General features: G+C 68.3%; 27 protein-coding genes. 14 read left to right on the top strand and 13 right to left on the bottom strand.

What is annotated here, in order from left to right; translation table 11 throughout:
* Positions 1–68: 68 nt before the first annotated feature.
* From PQS31_RS06185 to PQS31_RS06125, 13 genes are all read right to left on the bottom strand, one after another.
* Positions 69–2,312 carry a ClpP-like prohead protease/major capsid protein fusion protein gene (locus PQS31_RS06185; RefSeq protein ID WP_272761793.1) on the bottom strand — a complete coding sequence of 748 codons (2,244 nt, stop codon included), beginning with the start codon at positions 2,310–2,312 and terminating at the stop codon, positions 69–71.
* 3 nt (positions 2,313–2,315) lie between these two features.
* Complete coding sequence (locus PQS31_RS06180) at positions 2,316–3,863, bottom strand: phage portal protein (protein ID WP_272761792.1); 1,548 nt, start codon at positions 3,861–3,863, stop codon at positions 2,316–2,318.
* On the bottom strand, positions 3,860–4,072 hold the full coding sequence (locus tag PQS31_RS06175) for a primosomal replication protein PriB/PriC domain protein (RefSeq protein WP_272761791.1): 213 nt from the start codon (positions 4,070–4,072) through the stop codon (positions 3,860–3,862). Before PQS31_RS06175 ends, PQS31_RS06180 begins: the two co-directional genes overlap by 4 nt.
* A 122-nt stretch (positions 4,073–4,194) precedes the next feature.
* Complete coding sequence (locus PQS31_RS06170; RefSeq protein ID WP_272761790.1) at positions 4,195–4,497, bottom strand: hypothetical protein; 303 nt, start codon at positions 4,495–4,497, stop codon at positions 4,195–4,197.
* Positions 4,494–6,425 carry a phage terminase large subunit family protein gene (locus tag PQS31_RS06165; protein ID WP_272761789.1) on the bottom strand — a complete coding sequence of 644 codons (1,932 nt, stop codon included), beginning with the start codon at positions 6,423–6,425 and terminating at the stop codon, positions 4,494–4,496. The genes PQS31_RS06170 and PQS31_RS06165 overlap by 4 nt, the downstream gene beginning before the upstream one ends.
* Entirely contained in the window at positions 6,422–7,030 is a 609-nt protein-coding gene (locus tag PQS31_RS06160) for a hypothetical protein (protein WP_272761788.1), read from the bottom strand. The genes PQS31_RS06165 and PQS31_RS06160 overlap by 4 nt, the downstream gene beginning before the upstream one ends.
* Positions 7,027–7,257 (bottom strand): hypothetical protein, encoded by a 231-nt coding sequence (locus PQS31_RS06155; protein ID WP_272761787.1) that lies wholly within the window; start codon positions 7,255–7,257, stop codon positions 7,027–7,029. The genes PQS31_RS06160 and PQS31_RS06155 overlap by 4 nt, the downstream gene beginning before the upstream one ends.
* A 332-nt stretch (positions 7,258–7,589) precedes the next feature.
* Complete coding sequence (locus PQS31_RS06150) at positions 7,590–9,998, bottom strand: DUF5906 domain-containing protein (protein WP_272761786.1); 2,409 nt, start codon at positions 9,996–9,998, stop codon at positions 7,590–7,592.
* A gap of 380 nt (positions 9,999–10,378) precedes the next feature.
* Positions 10,379–10,753 (bottom strand): hypothetical protein, encoded by a 375-nt coding sequence (locus PQS31_RS06145; protein WP_272761785.1) that lies wholly within the window; start codon positions 10,751–10,753, stop codon positions 10,379–10,381.
* On the bottom strand, positions 10,750–10,986 hold the full coding sequence (locus tag PQS31_RS06140; protein WP_272761784.1) for a hypothetical protein: 237 nt from the start codon (positions 10,984–10,986) through the stop codon (positions 10,750–10,752). Before PQS31_RS06140 ends, PQS31_RS06145 begins: the two co-directional genes overlap by 4 nt.
* Positions 10,979–11,119: a hypothetical protein gene (locus PQS31_RS06135; RefSeq protein WP_272761783.1), complete on the bottom strand. Its 141-nt coding sequence runs from the start codon at positions 11,117–11,119 to the stop codon at positions 10,979–10,981. The genes PQS31_RS06140 and PQS31_RS06135 overlap by 8 nt, the downstream gene beginning before the upstream one ends.
* Positions 11,112–11,642 carry a hypothetical protein gene (locus tag PQS31_RS06130; RefSeq protein ID WP_272761782.1) on the bottom strand — a complete coding sequence of 177 codons (531 nt, stop codon included), beginning with the start codon at positions 11,640–11,642 and terminating at the stop codon, positions 11,112–11,114. Before PQS31_RS06130 ends, PQS31_RS06135 begins: the two co-directional genes overlap by 8 nt.
* On the bottom strand, positions 11,639–12,007 hold the full coding sequence (locus tag PQS31_RS06125; RefSeq protein WP_272761781.1) for a hypothetical protein: 369 nt from the start codon (positions 12,005–12,007) through the stop codon (positions 11,639–11,641). The genes PQS31_RS06130 and PQS31_RS06125 overlap by 4 nt, the downstream gene beginning before the upstream one ends.
* Positions 12,008–12,107: 100 nt before the next feature.
* On the opposite strand from PQS31_RS06125, the gene PQS31_RS06120 reads away from it, so the two are divergent.
* The 14 genes from PQS31_RS06120 to PQS31_RS06055 all read left to right on the top strand — a co-directional run bounded on the left by PQS31_RS06120 (position 12,108) and on the right by PQS31_RS06055 (position 17,598).
* Complete coding sequence (locus tag PQS31_RS06120; protein WP_272761780.1) at positions 12,108–12,509, top strand: helix-turn-helix transcriptional regulator; 402 nt, start codon at positions 12,108–12,110, stop codon at positions 12,507–12,509.
* Positions 12,510–12,526: 17 nt separating this feature from the next.
* Positions 12,527–12,883, top strand: a complete 357-nt coding sequence (locus PQS31_RS06115; protein WP_272761779.1) for a hypothetical protein — start codon at positions 12,527–12,529, stop codon at positions 12,881–12,883.
* A 476-nt stretch (positions 12,884–13,359) separates the two neighbouring features.
* Positions 13,360–13,599 (top strand): hypothetical protein, encoded by a 240-nt coding sequence (locus tag PQS31_RS06110; RefSeq protein WP_272761778.1) that lies wholly within the window; start codon positions 13,360–13,362, stop codon positions 13,597–13,599.
* The gene (locus PQS31_RS06105; RefSeq protein WP_272761777.1) at positions 13,596–13,850 is read left to right on the top strand and encodes a hypothetical protein; all 255 of its coding nucleotides are present in this window, start codon (positions 13,596–13,598) and stop codon (positions 13,848–13,850) included. The genes PQS31_RS06110 and PQS31_RS06105 overlap by 4 nt, the downstream gene beginning before the upstream one ends.
* On the top strand, positions 13,847–14,125 hold the full coding sequence (locus tag PQS31_RS06100; RefSeq protein WP_272761776.1) for a hypothetical protein: 279 nt from the start codon (positions 13,847–13,849) through the stop codon (positions 14,123–14,125). The genes PQS31_RS06105 and PQS31_RS06100 overlap by 4 nt, the downstream gene beginning before the upstream one ends.
* Positions 14,118–14,306, top strand: a complete 189-nt coding sequence (locus PQS31_RS06095) for a hypothetical protein (protein WP_272761775.1) — start codon at positions 14,118–14,120, stop codon at positions 14,304–14,306. The genes PQS31_RS06100 and PQS31_RS06095 overlap by 8 nt, the downstream gene beginning before the upstream one ends.
* Complete coding sequence (locus PQS31_RS06090) at positions 14,303–14,467, top strand: hypothetical protein (RefSeq protein WP_272761774.1); 165 nt, start codon at positions 14,303–14,305, stop codon at positions 14,465–14,467. The genes PQS31_RS06095 and PQS31_RS06090 overlap by 4 nt, the downstream gene beginning before the upstream one ends.
* Before the next feature lie 44 nt (positions 14,468–14,511).
* Positions 14,512–14,970, top strand: a complete 459-nt coding sequence (locus PQS31_RS06085) for a DUF1566 domain-containing protein (RefSeq protein WP_272761773.1) — start codon at positions 14,512–14,514, stop codon at positions 14,968–14,970.
* A gap of 33 nt (positions 14,971–15,003) precedes the next feature.
* Positions 15,004–15,303: a hypothetical protein gene (locus PQS31_RS06080; RefSeq protein ID WP_272761772.1), complete on the top strand. Its 300-nt coding sequence runs from the start codon at positions 15,004–15,006 to the stop codon at positions 15,301–15,303.
* A complete protein-coding gene (locus tag PQS31_RS06075; RefSeq protein WP_272761771.1) occupies positions 15,300–15,578 on the top strand; it encodes a hypothetical protein in 279 nt (92 codons plus the stop codon). Before PQS31_RS06080 ends, PQS31_RS06075 begins: the two co-directional genes overlap by 4 nt.
* The gene (locus PQS31_RS06070) at positions 15,578–16,018 is read left to right on the top strand and encodes a hypothetical protein (protein WP_272761770.1); all 441 of its coding nucleotides are present in this window, start codon (positions 15,578–15,580) and stop codon (positions 16,016–16,018) included. Before PQS31_RS06075 ends, PQS31_RS06070 begins: the two co-directional genes overlap by 1 nt.
* Positions 16,008–16,232: a hypothetical protein gene (locus PQS31_RS06065; RefSeq protein ID WP_272761769.1), complete on the top strand. Its 225-nt coding sequence runs from the start codon at positions 16,008–16,010 to the stop codon at positions 16,230–16,232. The genes PQS31_RS06070 and PQS31_RS06065 overlap by 11 nt, the downstream gene beginning before the upstream one ends.
* Positions 16,233–16,259: 27 nt before the next feature.
* The gene (locus tag PQS31_RS06060; protein WP_272761768.1) at positions 16,260–17,252 is read left to right on the top strand and encodes a hypothetical protein; all 993 of its coding nucleotides are present in this window, start codon (positions 16,260–16,262) and stop codon (positions 17,250–17,252) included.
* Positions 17,242–17,598 carry a Lar family restriction alleviation protein gene (locus tag PQS31_RS06055; RefSeq protein ID WP_272761767.1) on the top strand — a complete coding sequence of 119 codons (357 nt, stop codon included), beginning with the start codon at positions 17,242–17,244 and terminating at the stop codon, positions 17,596–17,598. Before PQS31_RS06060 ends, PQS31_RS06055 begins: the two co-directional genes overlap by 11 nt.
* Positions 17,599–17,689 lie beyond the last annotated feature (91 nt).

The following is a 17,689-nucleotide window of genomic DNA, read 5'->3' as shown; positions in this document are numbered from 1 at the left end:
GGGGTTGGGGGCAAGTGCTGCGAGAGCGAGGTGACGACGCGCGGGTGCGCGCTGTCACCCCCTTCCCGTCACGCGCCGGGGTTCTTGTAGAGACCGCGGTAGTCGGCGATGGCCGGTGCCGCATCCAGGCGGACCTTCCAGGCCACGCCGTCGACGGTGAAGCCCTGCTGCTGCTCGAGGTAGGGCGTCTGGTTGCCGTTGAGGTAGCCGATGACGATGCCGTCCACGTAGGTCGGGTTGGCGATGCCGTACCACGCCGCCGGATCGGCATCGTCCAGGCGACCGTCGTCGATCACCTCGAACGTGTTTTGCACGATGTTCGGCGTGGTGTTGTTGCGCTGACCGGCCGCGCCCACCTCGTACTGGCTGGCACGCACGGTGCGCGCCAGGCCACCCAGCGCGATCGGCGTGAGCAGAGAACGCATCGGCACACGGATGGTGTTGCCGTCGTTGTCCTTCTGGCGCGCCATCGCCACGCGCATGGCGTCCACACTGGCGGTGCTGATCGCGGCGCCGGTCAGCAGGTTGCCGTGCGCGGCAGAGAACAGCTGTTCGCCATCGGCGAGAACCGGGTTGCTGTTGAGCAGGTCGAACACCGCCTTGGCGATCGTGCGGCGCGCGGCCTGGCCCATCTTGCGCGGCACGTCGTCGAACAGGCCGAGGTCGTCATTGATGATGGCCTGGCGCGTGATCGAGAACAGGCGGCCGTAGGTGACGATCTGCATGGACTGCGACTGGTCGCTGAAGGTGCCGTACTTGAACTCGCCACCCTCCGGCACCTTGAGCAGGTCGGAGAACGCGCCCAGGCCGACGAGGTTGGTCGGCTTGAAGTCCGGCACGCTGACCGCGCGGGTGAACTGGGCGATCTGCTCTTCGGCCTCTTCGTAGCCGCGCAGCACGGCACGGTTGGCGGCGTCGCCCAGCAGCGACGGGAAATCGCTGGTGGAATGGGTGAACGCCAGGCCGACGATCTGCATGCGGTCCATGCCGCGCGTGTTGGTACCGGTGGCGGTCACGCACTCTCGCGCGAGGTCCGCCAGCGTGTGACCGCGGTACGGGTTGTCGCCCTGCGCCTCCGCGCGCATGGCGCGGGCCTCGATCGCGTTGAGCATCGCGGCGCGGGTCAGGTCGCGCTGGTCGCCGCCGGCGACGGCGGTGATGTTGCCCGCCAGCGGCGCACCCGACTGGCCCAGAAGCGCCAGCACGTGGCGGCCGGCGATGTCTGCGGTGACGGCCGGGTCGGCGTTGTCGATGACGCCATTGATGTACTCGGCCACCTGCGGGTTCGCCATGTGCGGCGCGGCGATCGCACGGATTTCCGTATTGCGGGTGCGCAGCGCGGTGATGGCGGCGGTAGCGGCTGCCGTCGGGTCGACCGGTGCCGGGGCAACGGCGGTGACGGGCGCGGCGGCCGGCGGCGTCTGGGTGGTGGTAGCGGTCGTTGCGGCCGGCGCGGCGTTGTTGGCACCGGCCTCGGCGACGATTCGGAGGTACTGATCGCGCATGGAGGGATCCTCGATATGGCCGATGGCGGCCTGCTGTGACGCCTCGGACAGCGAGGCGAAGACGGTCGGCGACAAGGCCGCGGTGATGTGCCTGCCGAGGCAGGCGGTGATGGGTGCGGGCGCGTTGCGCGTGGCCGCGAGACAGGAGTGGACGGCGACGATGCGGGCGCCGTCGTTGCTGGCCGTGGTCGCCGCGGCGGTTTCCTCGACGCGATCGGCGAAGCCGAACTCGACGGCTTCGCGGCCCGTGTACCAGTGGTCGCGTCCACTTGCGAGCAGCTGGGCGACTTCGTCGGCCTTGCCGGTCTTCGCGGCGTAGGCCTCGGCCATCGCGCGCGAATGCACGTCGAGCGTGTCGGCGAACTCGCGGAAGTCAGAGGCATTACCGGCCGCGATGGTGCTCGGCGCATGCAGCATGAAGAGCGAGGTCGGATAGACCACGACTTCGTCGCAGGCCATCAGCACGACGCCGGCGATGGAGGCGGCCTGCCCGTCGACGAATCCGACCTTGCGCGCCCCGTGCGCGCGCAGGGCGTTGTAGATGGCGATGCCGTCCGGCACCACGCCGCCCTCGCTGTTGATGCGCACGTGGATGGTCTCGGCGGTGATCTCGCCGATCTGCTCGACCAGGTCACGCGCGGACACGGTGCCGGGCCACAGCGATTCGCCGATGGCGCCGTAGACCATGACCTCGGCAGCGCCATCGGCCCGGGCGTTTACGCGCAGGAAGCTGCGGCGCTGCGTGCCTTCGCCGCCGTCGGCGCGAATGAAATGGTGGATGGCAGTGGTGAGCGTGCGGGTGCGCATCGGTCAGTCCCTCAGTGCGGCGGTGATGGACGCGGCGCGGATGGCGCTGCGATCTGCCTGCGCGGTGGCAGGCGCGGGCGGCGGCGCATCGCCCAGTTCGGCGCGACGCGCGGCCCAGTCGGCGCGCTCGCGCTCGACGTCGTTGGGGTTGTTGCCGTAGAGCAGCGTGTTCTGCTGCGGGCTGGTCCAGCCGCGGTCCTCGGCCTCGCCACGCCCGTAGGCTTCCTTCAGCGGGTCGATCCACGGCATGACCGGACGCACGTAGGTGCTGGCCGCCAAGTGGCGCAGTTCCCAGCCGCGCGGCAGGCGCAGCTTGCCGGCGAGTACGGCGGCCTCGATGAAACGCAGGCGATGCTTGCGCACGGCGAGCGCGATGAAGCGCTCGGCCAGCATCAGATAACCGCCCCACTGCTCGACCAGTTCCTGACGCTGCGCCGAGTACGTGCCGTCGTAGTTGCGCGTCAGGCTGCTGTAGCTGACGCCGATACCGCCGGCTGCCGCGCGCAGCTGGTCCATGCGCCAGCTGCCGGCGTTCGGGTTCGGCCGGTTGCTGTCGATCATGCCGATGTCTTCGCCCTGCAGCAGGTCGTCGAAGACGACACCGGGCACGAAGCGCAGTTCGCGATCGCCCGCTTCGGGCGTGACCATCTGGCCGGCGACGGTGCTGGCGTTCTCGCCGTAGCGGTCCGGGTTGCCCTTCTTGATGTAGGCGCACATCGACGCCGCGACCTTCGCCGCGATGCGCTCGGATTCTTCGTAGTCCTTGACGTCCTCGAAGCGCGACATGGCGCTGGCGAACACACTCAGGCCCCGCACCTGGTGCAGGCGCTTCGTGTTGCGAATGCCGTGCAGGATGTCCGCGCTGACGCGCTTGGTTTCCAGCATGGCGCCGTAGACGTCGCCGGGGTGCGTCTTGTACACGTGGTACGCGACCGCTCGCCCCCATGCGTTTTTCTCGACGCCCTGCAGGATGTTGCGTGCGGGGTCGGTCATGTCGAGCGGGATCAGGTCCGGCTCGATCATCTCGATGCTGTAAGGCACCGGCGTGCCGTGCACGAGACCGGGCACCGTGCCGATCAGGTCCTGGTAGTAGCTCTCGCCATCACGGAACCAGGTGCGCGCAAGCAGCTGCTGGCAGGCGCCGTAGTCGTGCATGGCGGTGACTTCAGGCGCGTCCCACCAGCTGTCCCACAGGTCGTCGATCTGTTCGGCCAGGCCGCGATTGATCGGCTGGCCGGGCAGACGCGGCGCCGCCAGCACATCGATGCCGCTGCCGACGGTGTTCTGCACCAGCACGTTGAGCGCATTGTCGGCGATGTCGAGATCGCGCTCGAGGTGGCGCGCCTGGTCGCGCAGCTGACGCGCGTCCATGCCGACGATGCTGTTGGCGCTGCCCCAGTCGCGGGCCAGCTTGCGGTGGCGCGACGGGCGCGTGACTTCGTGCGCGCGGGCCTGCACCTTGGCGCGGTCGATGACGGCCTGCGCTTCACGCGCTGCGCGATCGATGGCGATCGCCGAGGTCAGACGCGACTTGGCGAGCGATGCGCTCACGTGGTGCCACCGAAGTCGGCGACTGCCCACCCGGGCCGGCCCCGGCGGGCTTCGGCATCCGCGCGCGCTTGCCATTCGCGGCGACCGGCCCGGATCTCTTCGAGGTTGGCGCGCGTCAGCTCACGATCGCCGAAGCGGATGCGCTGGCCAGCCAGCACCTTCGCTTCCGCGTCGGTGTAGAGATCCAGCATCTGCTGCGCGGTTGCCATGATGCATATGGTCCGGACTTGTTTGTCCACGATCTAAAAAAAACGTGGACAACGCGCTTGCAAGTGATTGATCCGTAAGACCCGAAAAACTAATTTGTCCACGTTTACAAAAAATCGTGGAATCAGGCCGTTTTCAGCACCTTTCGGGGCAGTCCGCCGGGGAAAAGCTCATGCAGCTTGGAGCGCGAGACGTCGAACTCCTGCATGACCTGTTTGACGGGAACCCCCCGCTCCAGCGCTGCGCGAATGTGCAGCACCGGATAGTCGCGAGGCGCCGCAGGGAAGTAGGCCTGCTCGCCTGCGAAGCACCGCATCACTGAGTCGATGAAGGGCTGGGCCATCGTCGGGCTGACGCCGACGTCGCGCACCAGCGCATCTTCGATGCGCTCGCGCAGCTGCTGCTCGGTCTCGCGCTTGCGGATCACAGGCCCCACCCGTCGCGGCCGAGGCCGGCACGCGCGCGACGAGGCGGCGGTGTTCCACGCGAATCGTTCGGGGTCTTCACGGGTGCGGGCTCCGGTTGTGTTCCACGCGAATCATTGGCGGCAGGGGCGCCGGGCGATGCCACCAGGCGAATCTCGACCGCATCCCAGTCCGCCTTGGTGAACCGGTGCAGGCGCAGCTCCTGATGGTGGGCGGCGGCGTAGGCGTAGACCCATGTGTCGAGCGGTTCGTTGCGCGGGGCGCCCCGCTTCTTCTCGAACCGGTTCTTGGCAGGGTTGTAGGTCTCTGCGACCAGGCCACCGAGATAGGCCTGATCGAGCTGGTCGGACAGGTGGACCATGCGTGCTTCGGCGGGCTTGTCGGCATCGGCGGACAGACGGCTGTAGAGCAGGTGTTTGATGCCGACGGTGCCGACGTGCTGGATGTGGACGCCGCGCCGGTCGAGCTGGCCGCGGTAGTTGACGTCCTGCAGCTTGGCTTTGGACAACACCGGCGCGTTGTTGGGGACGGCGCCGAAGATGCACAGCGGCCGGGCGATGCGGCGCGCGCGGACGAAGTGCTTGACGGCCTCGGTGCGGTGGCCACCGGCGTCGATGGCCGTGGCCTGCACGCGCAGCAGGCCGCCGCGGGCGTGCTCGATGGGCTTGTTGAGCAGATCGGTCAGGCGGGTCCAGACTTCGGCATCGGCGGGGTCGCCGTCGAGCTCGACGTAATCGAGTATCCAGCACGCCATGCCCCTGCCCCACCCGACGATCTGCACGGCAAGGCGGTTGTCCTGCGTGTCGACACCGGCGGTGAGCAGCAGCACGCCGGCCGGCGCGGTGCGCAGATCGTAGCGCTCCACGCGATCGGCAATGACGTTGTGCTTGACCGCGCGCATGGCGGGGTCTTCCCAGGCCTCGGCGAGGCGGTCGTTGACGAAGGTCTTCAGCTTGCCGGGGTCGGCTTGGGCGTCACGCCACATGTGCACCAGATCAAGCCAGCGCGGGCCGAGACCGAGCGGGTAGTACAGGCAGTTCGCTTGGTAGCCGCGGATGCGTGCATCGACATCGCCAGTGGGAATCCAGCGACCACCCGCCAGCAACTGCGCCTTCTGGTGCTCTTCGATCACCACGCCACACTCCCGGCACACGTACCAGCAGCGGCTGGCGTCGGGCGTCCAGTGCAGGCCGGACCACTGCAGCGGCTGCGCGTGCCCACAGTCCGGACAGTCCACGTGAAACAGGCGCTTGTCGGATTTCTCCCACAGCATCGTCAGCCGGCACAGCCCCATCAGCTCGGGGGTTCCGACCTTGAGCCGCTTGTAGGTGGTGGGGAATGCCGAATTGCGACCGTCGAGCAGGGCCTCCGGGTCATCGCCGCCACGCAGCAGATTGGCGAAGCTGCTGAACTCGTCGCCCAGCGTCACCTTCACCGAGGTGGACTTCAGCCGCACCGGGTTGCCCGCATGCTCGATGTAGAGCTGGCCCCCGTGGAAATCCTTGAAGTGCCGGCGGTTGCTGGACTCCCGGCTGGCCACGCTGGTCAGCACGCGCGCTACCGCTGGGGTGGACTCGATCAACGGGCTCAGCTTCTGGTCGATCCACTTGTTCATCGACACTTCGCCGGGGAACGCGACCATCACCGGGCCCGGGTCTTCGCACATGGTGTAGCCGAGGATGTTGGTCTCGATCTCGCTCTTGCCGAACTGGATGGGCAGGATGGCCACGACGTCGCGCACCGGGCTTCGGGCGCTGAAGCAATCCATGATCTCGACCTGCAGCGGGTTGCGGCTGCTGCGCCACTGCCCGCCGATCGCGCTGCCCTTCTGGGAGAGCACACGGTTGCGATCCGCCCACTCGCTGACGCGCATGGGCTTGCGTGGGGCGATGGCGCGGGCGGCGGCGGTGTAGAGGGCAGCGGCGGTCATGCCTGCGCGTCCTTGCCGAGTGTGCGCAACTCGCGGGCGCACTCGTCCAGCGCGCTTTCGATGGCTTCGCCGAGGATGGCGCCGACCTGTTCTTCGGTCTGGGCAGCGGCCAGCGACGGCGCGAGCGTGGCTCGAAGGTTCTGCAAACCGGTACGCAGCGTGGTCACCGTGGTGGCGATGGCCGAGACCACCTCGTCGATCACCAGCAGCGTGCCGAGCTCCACCTGTTCGTCGCGGAGCGCCTTGCGTGCCAGCGCTTCCTCACGATCAGCCGCGGCCTTCGCGCGACGCGCGGCGTGGCTTGCGGACGGGCCGCTGGTGGCGAGTGCTTCGTCATCATCGTCTGCGCCATCATCCGCGCTGTCCAGCGCCGGGCCAGCCGGTCCGATCAGTGCGCCGCGAGTGCCGGCATGGCGGGCAGCCACCCCCGCCTTGCGCGGGTCGCGCGTGTCCTCGATCAACTGACGGCTCTCAGCGACGCGCACCCGCTTGCCGTCATCGGTCAGCACCAGGCGGCCGGCCTTGCGGAGCTCGGTGACGTAGCCGGGCTTGCAGCCGAGGTGGTCGGCGAACTCGCGGAATCCCATATCGACGGCGGTGGTCATGCGGCGGCCTGCGTGGAGGCGGAGAGGATCGCGCGCGATTTTTCAGCGCAGGGGGCGCCAGCGGTGAGGCGGGCGGCTTCGGCGAGGTGGTGGGCGGCACGGCGGGCGCAGGCCGCGGGGGTCTCGTAGGGGTTGCGCAGGGCGGTCTCCGCCGCGATGCGATGCGCGTGCGCCAGGGCGGCCTCGCCGTGGCGCACCAGGTCGAGCTGCCGGCCGTGCGACCGCATCGAGGAACCTCCCTCCATCTTCTTTCGAGCAACGAGTGAGAGGACGAGCGCGCGCGAGGCGGCACGGCTGTGCGGCGTGGTGTGCGCCGACGTGTGCGGGGATCGGAGTGCGCGAACCCGCATGGCTGCGCGGCTGTGCGGGGTGTGCGGCCTGTGCGGGCACATCCCCGTGCGCGGGCGCGGGTGCATGTGTGTGCGCAGGTGTGCGCATGCGCCTACACGGGCGCGGACGGTTTGGCCGCACAGGCCGCACAATCCGCGTGGCTGCGCGGTTTCTGCCCGCACAGCTGCCCGCACCGCTTCCCGCACAGGCCGCACAGCAGTAGGCGCGATCATGCGAGGCCCCCGCGGTAGTCGGCCATTGCGTTCTTCATGATGTGGATCTGCTCGCCCAGCCAGTCGCGCTCATCGGTGCCCTCGCGGGCGCGCAGGCCGAAGGTGAGGACGGACTTGGGGTGGACGACGGTCTGGCCGTCGAGGTAGCGGCGGCGCTCCGTGGCGAACCCACGCTTGCGTTCGAGCGTGTTGAGGAAGCGCTTCATCGGCGCGGGCTTCTCGCCGATGGTCGAGCACCAGCGCTGGTAGACGGCGTACCAGTCGGTGGTGAGGCCGGGGATGGCCTGCAGCTTGCCGATGTCGCCGGTGACCAGGGCATCGGCGAACACCAGCGGCGTGTCGCGGGCGAGGCCCTGCAGGGTGCGTTTGGCTTCGGTCTCTGGTGGACGTGTGCCCGGGTGGAAGTCGCCTAGGTCCAGGTGCAGCAGGTAGTCGTGCAGGGCCTCGATGCCGCCGGCAGCGATCTCATCGCGGATGGCGGCGTAGTAATCGGGCTTGCGTTCGGCAGGCGTCCAGATGACGCAGTGCCGGCGGTCGTCTTCCTCGAGCACCGCGGGCATGTCCTCGTTGCTGAGGAAGACCAGATTGCAATGGTTGGCCTCGTCGTAGGCGGCGATGTGCTTGGGATTGATGCGGATCTGGGTGCCGGTGATCAGGGTCTTGAGCTTGTTCTTGAGCTCGAACCGGTGGGCCTGGGCGACGACTTCGTCGGCGATCAGGAACAGCTTGCGGCTGGCCCAGTCGTTGTGTTTGTCGACCAGCGCGTCCTGGTCGAGGATGCGACCGTACTTGCCGTAGATCCCCATGACGCACTCGAAGAACAGGTTCTTGCCGGCGCCCTGCCCGCCGTGCACGACGATGGTGGTCTTCATCTTCGCGCCGGGGTGCTGGATGGGATACGCGACCCAGCGCAGCACCCAGTTGAACAGCTCGTCGGACCGGTTGCGCTCGTCGGAGCACAGGAAGCGCAGCAGATCGAGCAGGCGGTCGCAGTTGCCTGCACGCGGCGTGGTCGGCCAGCCGGACCAGAGGTTGCAGGTGACGGAGGCATCGGTGCATGCGGGATCGAAGCCGACTTCTTCCTGCCGGACGATGTCGCGCTCGGGGTGCTCCATCCAGGCCTTGTGCAGATCGGCGCGGATGCAGATGTTGCGCATGTCGGTGATCGGCAGCAGGCAGTGTTCCTTGCGGTCGAACACGGCACCACCGGCGGCGTAGACCAGCGAGAAACGCGGCAGCAGATCGTCCAGGTTCTGGATGGGGCGCAGCTTGCGGTCGTCCCCGCCCCCCGGGTTGGAGGAAGAAGGCGCAATGGCCTTCGGACGCCACGACAGCGCCGTGAGGCGGGCTTCCACCTGCGTGCGCGCAACGTGCAGGCCTTCGGCGGCGTGCAAGTCGTTGAAGTCGGTGAGCTTGCGGCCGGTGGTGCGGTAGCGCTCGATGCGGCCAGCGTCATCGGCGAACACCGGCGCGACCCAGGCACCATCGACGGCGATGGCTGCGGACGTTGCGGCGGTGATGCCGGCGTTGGTGGCGCTGTGCGCCTCGCCGCAGTGCGGGCACGTGATGGGATCGACGGACAGCACGACGCGGCCGCGGCAGTCCGGGTTGCGACACTTCGCGAGGACGTCGTCGTCGGCGGCGATCAGGATCTTCGCGCGCTTGTAGCGCTTGCGCAGCGCGGTCGCCACCGGCTCGAGGTTTCCGGCATCGAACGCGACGGCGACGGGATAGCCGGTGGCTTCGTGCAGCGTGGCCGCGGTGGCGTAGCCCTCGGCGACGATCACCAGCCAGTCGGGCGTGCCCAACAGATGGAAGTGTCCGCGCTTGACCAGGCCGGCCGGCCAGAACTCCTTGGCCGGACGCCTGCACGCCTCGGCCTGCTTCGCGCTGCGCAGGAACTGCAGGCCATGCATGCGGCCGCCGGTGTCAAGCAGCGGCACCACAGCGGTGCCGTTCTGCGTGTATCGCAGCCCGTGGCCGCGCACGCCCTTGCCTGCCAGGTAGTCCGATTCGGCGTCCGGCAACAGCCGGCTCCACGCTGCGTTCGCCCGCAGCGCCGCGCGCTCGGCCTGACGCTTGCGCTCCAGCTCGAGCCGGCGGCGATCTTCCGCCAGCCGCCGCTTGAGGGTCTCGCGCTGCTCGGCGCTCAGCGCCGCGCCCTTGGCCAGCGTCACCTTCTGCGCGTTGTTCTCGTTGCCGTGCCAGATGCCAAAGCTGCCGACGATGAGGATGTCGCCGGCCGTCGTGGGCATCTCGTACAGCCGGTACCAGCCGCGGCGCTCGCGCCCCCCGCCTTCGACGAGGCAGCGGACCGGCCGCGGGGTGCCGATCTCCAGCCCGCCGTCGACGAGGAGGCCGGCAGAGCGCAGTTGATTCAGGACGTCGTCGAGATTCGAAGCCATTTCAGTTACTCAAGACCCCACTGACTACCCTGCAATCGCGCGTCTGATTACCCGCGTCGAAGGCGGCCCGGGAGGACCCGCGCCCGGCTCCCTTAACATTTCGTTCGCATGCTTGACAGGCCGACGAAGCGCCGCGGAAATCGCGGACCAATCCCACCACCAAGGGGTGCGGGGACGCGATCACGGGCTCACCGCCGTGGAACGGGCATCGAGCATCCGCCACTGCATGCGCAGGTAGTCAGCCACGCGCTTCCGGCAGCCCACCCCGCCCGTGCAATCGGTCCGCGGGCAGGCTTCAGGTAGCTCGGCGATTGCCTCTTTCCAGTCCGCGCGAGGTCGCAGCGCAATGGCTAGTGCACGCCGCATGCAATGCGAGACGCTCATGCGCCGCGGCCCTCGCGACTCTTGCGCTTGCGAGCGCGGTGGGCCGCCGCAAGCACACGCTGTGCATGCCGGGCCATCTTGGACAGCGTGCGGATCTGGTCGTGCAGCACCCCATCGCCGAGCGTGCTCAGCTGGGCTTCCAGCACGCGCATGTTCATTCGCTGGTCGGCGATCGCAAAGGCAACTGTCGGGTGCAGGTAACGTCGACGCGGCGTTGCTCCAGCTCCGCCAGCAATGTCTCGCTCGAGCGAGGCGTCGGCGCTGGCGCCTGTAGCAGGCTCACCATGTCCGTGATCCGACGCCGCGATATCGCGTTCGGCGGCCGGTGTGTCGCACGCTCGCGGCAGCCCCGCGGAAGTTTCATGATTCACCGACGCCTCCAGGCAGCCAGGTGTGCGCTGCGCGCTTCGTCCGCAGTCGCACACGTCATACACAGGCGCGCACCCATCTCCGTGCGCATCGGCGCGATGGCCTCGCCGCAGCCTTCCTGTTCGCAGTTCGTCAGTCCCGGTGCACGTCGCGCCTGCTGGCGCGCACGGTGCTCCAGCGCGTTCTCCATCTGGCGCTCAGTCATGTCCGTGATGCGGTCGATCTCGTCAGGCATTGCCTGCATCCCCCTGGTCGTCGCCACGCGGCGCGGGCGGTAGTGGCATCGGCGCACCAGAACGGCGCGCCTCGGCGATGACGAAGGCCAGATAGCCTTCCTCGCCGAAGTCATAGGGCTGTGGATCAGCCACGCGGCCTCACCCCGCACACCGCGCGGCGCACATTGCGCTCGAGCCGGTGCGCCATCGTGCGCAGCTCGCGCAGGTCTGCAGCCAGTGCGTTGGCCTCTCCCAGCGTGACGCGGCCGTCCACCAGCGCGCCCAGTGTGGTGCCCGCAACGTTGCCTGCGTGCTGCCCGATGCTGAGCACCTTGTCCCGCATCGCCTGCAGTTCGTCGGTCCAGCCGCCTTCAGGCGCCGGCGGCACGTGGTCCACCGCCAGCCCGAACTGCGACGCCAGCGACTGGATCCAGCTGGTGGAGAACGCCTGCGTACCGGCACGTTCCTGCATCCACTCGGTCAGCAGCTCCGCCATCTCCATGGACAGCGACTCGCCCTCGAGCCCGCGCAGCTTCTTGCGCAGGCTCTCGCGGGTGATGGACTTGCCGCGGCGCTGCGTGAGGTACAGCGCCGCATCGCCCACGCCGCCCGGTGTATCGCTCACCGCGGCGTACAGGGCGTCGCGCCATTGAAGCTCGGAGCGGGCGCAGGTCACTGACCTGCCCCCTGATCGCGTACCGCGATCATCGTGGAACTGGATTCCTCCGCGCCTGAGCATGTCGCCGCATGGACATCAGATTCAGCGCCCTGCGCGCCTTCGACATCCGCACCGGTCCCGGCGCACCGGTCGCCGTCTTCTTTCGCCGGGCCGACGTCGTCGTTGGCAGCCGGCTCAGCGATCGCACCGAAAAGGTCAGGCCGCTTCACGACCGCCTGGAGCACACGCCTCGCAGGTATCGGACGGTCCAACTCCCACTGCGCGACAGCGGCCGTGGATATCTCGAAGAAGCGGGCAACCGATGCATCGGTGTTCTGCCCGAGCGCGTCACGGACTTGCCGCTTGGTAAGGGATAGGTTCATGGCGAGCGATACGCTAAGACCTCTTAGCGCCCAATGTCAAGCACGCCTAGCGTCGCGGTCGCTAAGCTGGCTTATGGCCCGGGACACACTAGGACAGCGCTTGAGTGCGGCGATGGCCGGCATGAAGCCGGCGGAACTCGCGCGCCGCGCGGAATCGACGACGGCGACCATCAGTAACTGGATGAACGACAACGTGCTTCCAAAGCACGTGAAGGCGGTGCAGCTGTTCAAGATCGCCGACGCCGTTGGGGCGGACGCGCGCGAATTGCTCACTGGCACCCGGTCGGCAGTCGCCGACCCGCGCGCGGAGTACGCGTCTCAGCCTGTGCAACTCGACAACTGGAAGATGGCTTTCCAGCTTGTTGCCGAGGCTCTTGACGACCGAGGACTCACGCTCCCGCCTGACAAGCGCGCGGAAGTCACGCTCTTGGCCCACGACCTGCTGGTAGAAGGCTTGCAGGCCGCAAAGGTCCTGCATTTCGTGAAGCGTGCAGCCGCCTAGGCGGTCAGGGAGGTCACATGAGGGACAAGGTATCCCAGCTGCGAAAGCTGCTGGGCGAGGCAACGCCGTCGCCGAGAATTGTCACGAACGATGCTGAAGGGGAAGCGTGGCGGAGGTTTCAGCAGTTCGAGGCCTACAGTGCCCCCGCGCCCTTGGAATCTTCGTGGCGAGCGATAGCCGCGCGCGAGATCACGCGAATTGCGGCGTGGTATGGCTGGACGTCTGAAATCCAGCGGACCTTGGACGAGACGAACGTCGACCTGCTCTCGGCGCTGAGCGATGAGGATCTGACACGGCTTCGCAACCGGATGCGGCACCTCGAGGACAACGCGAAGCACGGACTCGGCGCACCTGATGCCCCCCCGGCGACCTAGCGCCCGGTGATCGGGCCACCGCGCCGCCGCTTGGGGCCGGCGGCCGCTGCCTTGATCTTCGACCGGCTGACCAAGTACAGCGGGAAAGCCACAACCCAGAGAAGGATCGAGGATAGGAACCACCCGAGCGGGCCCATGTTGGCGATGCCTGGGAGCAGCCCACGCTCGGCTCCGATGGAGCGAGCGTCAAACCCCACCCAAATCGATGTCGCAAGCCAGATAACGACCACCAGCAATGATCCGTCCATGAAGCCCTCCTAAGTGACAGGGCCATGGTCTCGCGCATGGCCGCTAAGCGTCCACGCGAATTTTGCAAAGCCCGCTTGACATTTTGCTAAGCGTCCTTAGTATCGGCCTCGTCCCACCACGGGACGGCGGCCGGCGGGTCGCCTGCCGGGCCCACCCCTGACCGGCAACACGGGGCCTCCCCTCCCCGGTGACCCGCCTGCCGCCTCTATCACTCGATGGAGGCGCAGATGATCAACGAACTGCTCAACCAACCCGGATTGCCCATCGGCCTGGTCATCGGCCTCATCGTGGGCGCGCTGGGCATGCTCGCGGCCCTGATGGCGTTCGACGCCCTCGAAGACCGCGCCCTTGGCCGCAGCAAGCCGCCGGCCAAGCCCACGGTGCCGCCCGCGCTCCAGGCCAATGGCTGGGGCGATGCCAAGTACACCCCCAGCGCCCGCGCTGACATGCGGAGCCGGCCGCGATGAGCGGCGTCGATGTGATGGCGATCATCGACAAGGTCGCGATCTTCAACGGCGGGCTTATCGCTGACGACTTGGAGAAAGTCGAGGCCGCTCTGAAGGATCTGATTGCGACGGGTCGTGCGCTCTCTGCTGATCTGGAGCACGCCCTCGCAGTCGTCACCTTCAACGGCGGCAATGCGGCGGGCACCCCGCTGCGCGCATCGCTCGATGCATTCGACGGCGCCCTCGCCCGCGCCACCGGAGCGCAGTCATGAGCACCCTCACTGACACCATCCGCGCGCACTACATCGCCAGCGTGGACGCCGGCCGCTTCGACGGCGACGGCCTGGACGCCCTGCTGGCCGAGGTCGAAGCGCTCCAGCTTCGCGCCCTCGCACACGCCACCATCGAACCCGCCACTCAGTCGAACGACGGCTACCTGCCGCCCGCCGTGTTCGGCATCCAGACGGGCAACGCCGACCTGGTGGAGACCGAGCACAACGCACACGTCCGCGCGATGCAAGCGCGGGAGGCGGTGCTCCGTGGCTGAGCAGACCACCGGCCTTGTCGTGCGGCTGGACTCCGTGCGCCACGCGCTCTGGCAGAACGCCTTCACCGGCCGCGACGAACCGCGCGAGCGCGTGATCGCCCGCGTCATTGCCGACACGCGCGACGGCTTCCACCGCTACTCGCCGCAAACGGCGAACTGCGGCACCCAGGCGCCCGCATGAGCACACCCCGCCGCCACGGCCTCGCCGTCCACATCGCCGACACCACGCACGGCATCGGCCGCCCGCGCGCACGCCGCCGCAGACGCCTCGCCGGCTGGATCCGGCTGGCGCTCGCGCTCGTCGCTGTCGCGCTCGTTGCCTGGGCGCGCACCCGCTTCTGATCGACCCACACCACAACGCCGGCCGTGCCGGCAGGAGATTCGCCATGTCCGAGACCACCACCATCGCCGCTGCCGGCACCACCACGCAGCCCCGTTTCGCCGCCTTCAATGCCGCCGGCAATGCCGTGGCGCTGGGCGCCGAGGATCACGTCATCACCCGCGACACCAGCACCGGCCTCGAGTACACCGCCGCCGGGCAGCGCGGCGATTACCTCGAGCACGACCCCGCCATGCAGGCGTGCACCGCAGTGGCCATTGCCGGCGGCGGCTGGCGCGCACCCACGCGTGCCGAGCTGATCGCCATTACCGATATCACCCGGCACGCGCCGGCGATCGATGCGGAGGCGTTCCCCTTCGTGAGCGACGACTGGTACTGGTCCAGCGATCTCACTGCGTGGTCGTCGTCGTCCGCGTGGGGCGTCTACTTCAACTACGGCGGCGTCGACGGCGCCCACCGCGGCGACGACGGGTTCGCGTTGGCCGTGCGCCGCGCCGGTCAGTGATTGGCCTCTCTGCCTGAACTTCGGAGCACGCACATGCCCACGAACCCGTACACCCCGCAAATCCGCGCCGCACTGCTTGCCGCGGCCTCCGCGCCGCATCACCGCCTGCGTCGATGCGCGGGCGGGTTCACCGCACCGCCCGCTGAGCGGGTGCGTGCGGGTGGGCAGGCCCAGGTGCCAGTGTTCACCCGCCGCACCGTGCTGCGCCTGCAGCGCGACGGCCTGCTGGCCTTCGATGACGGTACGGAGTATTCCCCCACCGTCACGCTCACCGACATGGGCCTGGACGCCGCGCGCGACCTCAGCAGCACCGAACAGGGAGCGTCCGTATGAGCCGGGTCAGCGTCAACATCTGCCGCGAGATCTCCGCGTATATCGACGAGGACGTCGACCTCGACGTGGAGACCATCGCCAACGGCCTCAGTGATGCCGACAAGGTCACGCTCGTGTCCAAGCTCATAGGCGGCTGCCCGCCGGGACTCGGCGACGGCGATGCCGCGCGCCGCTACAACATCATCGAGCGCGCCTACACCGCCGCGCTCAACATGCCGGAACTGCCGCGCGAGATTCGCGACCTGTTCTGGCTCGTGCACGACAGGGCGCTCTGATGAGCGGCAAGACAGGCAGCAACGGCCGCTGCGAGCGCATCTACACCTTCCTGCGCGCCAATCCGCGGCCGCACACCATCCAGGCGATTGCCGACGCGACGGACGCCCAGCACGACGCCCGCATCACCGGCATCACGCTCGCCAGCATGGTGAAGCGCGGCTACGCGGAACGCGCCGGCGGCGGTCGCAAGGATGCGCGCTACCGCGTGGGCGAAGTGATGCCCAAAGCCATGCGCGCGCGAACCGCCGGCCCGCGACCCAGCGCAACGGCTGCGCCGCGGGCGACGTCCTCGAGCACCAGCGTGTCACCCACCAACCGCGACCGCAGCGCTCAGATCGCCGCCGACATCGCCGCATTCCAGGCGCGCGGCGGGCGCATCGAACGCCTCGGCCCAACGCTCCTCTTCCGCACCCCGCGAGACGCCTCCAATGACGACTGACATCACCGCCCTCACCGCCATCAGCGGCCCCGAGCTGCTCGACCAGCTGGCCGACGCCGAATCCACCACCGGCCACCACATCAACGCCGCGCACTTCCGCGAGCGCGCCCAGCAGTGGGCCGCGGATCAGCGCCGCATCGCCGAGCTCGAAGCCGAGAACACCGCCCTCGACCAGCGCCTGCGGCGGATCACTGCCGCGGCCATGGCCGCCTGACCGCGCTACGCGCGCACGGGAGATGACGTGAACGAAGAGACCATGACGGATGCGCTGGCGGTCGAGGTGTTGGAACGGCGCATTGCCGAAAGGCATGAGGACTGCAAGACCAGAAAGGCGCTCGAACACGCAGCCGCCCGCCTGCGCGGTGAGGCGGCGCAGGGTGAGCAGAAGCCGTTCGGCCACTACTTCTCCGATGACCCTAAGTCGTTCGCGATGCCTGGGGCTGGATTCAAGGTCGGTGCCGTGCCGCCCGCGGACGCAGTCAATGTGATCGCGCTCTACACCCGCCCGCAGCCTGCCGCCGTCGCCGGGGATGCGGTGCAGTCCGACTTCGTGACGATCGAATCGCACTGGCTGCAGACCATCCTGTCGGCCGCTGCGTTGCTCGAAGGCACGGGTAGCATCCTCGACAAGCGCGAGGCCGAGGCGCTGCGAAAGATGGCGAAGTCGGCCAAGCCTGCCGCGCCCGCCCCGGTGGCCGGTGATGCTGTGGCGTACTGGCTCGCGGTGGACTCGGACGGGACGGTTAATTACGGCCTGACCACAGCCGACGCCAACGACGGTGAGGCGTCGCGCCAGCAGGTGAACGATTTCATCAACGAGACGGACCCGTCGCAGCGAATCGTGGGAGTCGCCGCCCTCGCGCAAGACCGCCCGGTGGCCGGTGATGCGGTGCGCAAGGCCGCTGCCGCACTGCTGGACAAGCTGGTTTCAGTTCACGGCAGCTCAGAGTATCAGGCCGTTTGGCAGATCGCGCAGTTGCACCGAGGCCGCTACACCGGTCCGAAGTACGACGAGGAAATGACCGCACTGGAAGCCGCCCTCGCGCAAGACCGCGCAGCGCAGGGTGGTGCGGCTGGGGTGCCGGATGCGATCGAACTACTCGACGTGCCCGCTCTGCCGAGCGATTGGGGCAGCAGGAACGGCTACAAGTCCGGTTGGAACGATTGCCGCGCCGCCATGCTCGCCGCCGCGCCGACGCCGGACGCAGAGGGGGAGGTGGGTCATGAAGGCTGAACTGAAGCCGTGCCCGTTCTGTGGCGGGAAAGCCGAGCGAATCGACTTCGGACCCGGCGATGGTGAGAACGAGGGCGGTTCGTGTATCGCCTGCACGCAGTGTGAGTCCAGCGGTCCAGTGGAGTTCGGCTACAAGGAGAACTTCGTCTCCAACTGGAACACCCGCGCCCAGCCCCCGGCCGTCGGGTTGGATGTCACGGACGCGATGGCTACCGCAGCCGCGCGCGAATGGTGCGCCCTGACTGACACCTCATTCGACCGCCTGACCTCATATCAGCAGCACAGGGCGATGGAGGATTTCCGGATCGTCCTCAAAGCCGCGCTTCGCACTGGCGGGGGTGCGTGATGCCGATCACTGGAGGCTTCGGAACGCGCTTCGACGTTGCGACCGGCTGCGCACGCGCCTGGTACATAGGCAGAGATGGCGTGCAGCGGTG

Origin of the sequence: Luteimonas sp. BLCC-B24 (assembly GCF_028550595.1) — a bacterium.
In the GTDB taxonomy this organism is placed as follows: domain Bacteria; phylum Pseudomonadota; class Gammaproteobacteria; order Xanthomonadales; family Xanthomonadaceae; genus Luteimonas.
Note: the sequence above shows the minus strand (reverse complement) of the source record. Positions and strands in the feature narration are given on the sequence as shown.

Bases quoted from the DNA above. Each gene is read 5' to 3' on its own strand.
- PQS31_RS06185 (WP_272761793.1), bottom strand. From the start codon at position 2,312: ATGCGCACCCGCACGCTCACCACTGCCATCCACCATTTCATTCGCGCC.
- PQS31_RS06175 (WP_272761791.1), bottom strand. From the start codon at position 4,072: ATGGCAACCGCGCAGCAGATGCTGGATCTCTACACCGACGCGGAAGCG.
- PQS31_RS06165 (WP_272761789.1), bottom strand. From the start codon at position 6,425: ATGACCGCCGCTGCCCTCTACACCGCCGCCGCCCGCGCCATCGCCCCA.
- PQS31_RS06160 (WP_272761788.1), bottom strand. From the start codon at position 7,030: ATGACCACCGCCGTCGATATGGGATTCCGCGAGTTCGCCGACCACCTC.
- PQS31_RS06155 (WP_272761787.1), bottom strand. From the start codon at position 7,257: ATGCGGTCGCACGGCCGGCAGCTCGACCTGGTGCGCCACGGCGAGGCC.
- PQS31_RS06150 (WP_272761786.1), bottom strand. From the start codon at position 9,998: ATGGCTTCGAATCTCGACGACGTCCTGAATCAACTGCGCTCTGCCGGC.
- PQS31_RS06140 (WP_272761784.1), bottom strand. From the start codon at position 10,986: ATGCCTGACGAGATCGACCGCATCACGGACATGACTGAGCGCCAGATG.
- PQS31_RS06125 (WP_272761781.1), bottom strand. From the start codon at position 12,007: ATGAACCTATCCCTTACCAAGCGGCAAGTCCGTGACGCGCTCGGGCAG.
- PQS31_RS06115 (WP_272761779.1), top strand. From the start codon at position 12,527: ATGAGGGACAAGGTATCCCAGCTGCGAAAGCTGCTGGGCGAGGCAACG.
- PQS31_RS06110 (WP_272761778.1), top strand. From the start codon at position 13,360: ATGATCAACGAACTGCTCAACCAACCCGGATTGCCCATCGGCCTGGTC.
- PQS31_RS06105 (WP_272761777.1), top strand. From the start codon at position 13,596: ATGAGCGGCGTCGATGTGATGGCGATCATCGACAAGGTCGCGATCTTC.
- PQS31_RS06100 (WP_272761776.1), top strand. From the start codon at position 13,847: ATGAGCACCCTCACTGACACCATCCGCGCGCACTACATCGCCAGCGTG.
- PQS31_RS06090 (WP_272761774.1), top strand. From the start codon at position 14,303: ATGAGCACACCCCGCCGCCACGGCCTCGCCGTCCACATCGCCGACACC.
- PQS31_RS06085 (WP_272761773.1), top strand. From the start codon at position 14,512: ATGTCCGAGACCACCACCATCGCCGCTGCCGGCACCACCACGCAGCCC.
- PQS31_RS06080 (WP_272761772.1), top strand. From the start codon at position 15,004: ATGCCCACGAACCCGTACACCCCGCAAATCCGCGCCGCACTGCTTGCC.
- PQS31_RS06075 (WP_272761771.1), top strand. From the start codon at position 15,300: ATGAGCCGGGTCAGCGTCAACATCTGCCGCGAGATCTCCGCGTATATC.
- PQS31_RS06070 (WP_272761770.1), top strand. From the start codon at position 15,578: ATGAGCGGCAAGACAGGCAGCAACGGCCGCTGCGAGCGCATCTACACC.
- PQS31_RS06065 (WP_272761769.1), top strand. From the start codon at position 16,008: ATGACGACTGACATCACCGCCCTCACCGCCATCAGCGGCCCCGAGCTG.
- PQS31_RS06055 (WP_272761767.1), top strand. From the start codon at position 17,242: ATGAAGGCTGAACTGAAGCCGTGCCCGTTCTGTGGCGGGAAAGCCGAG.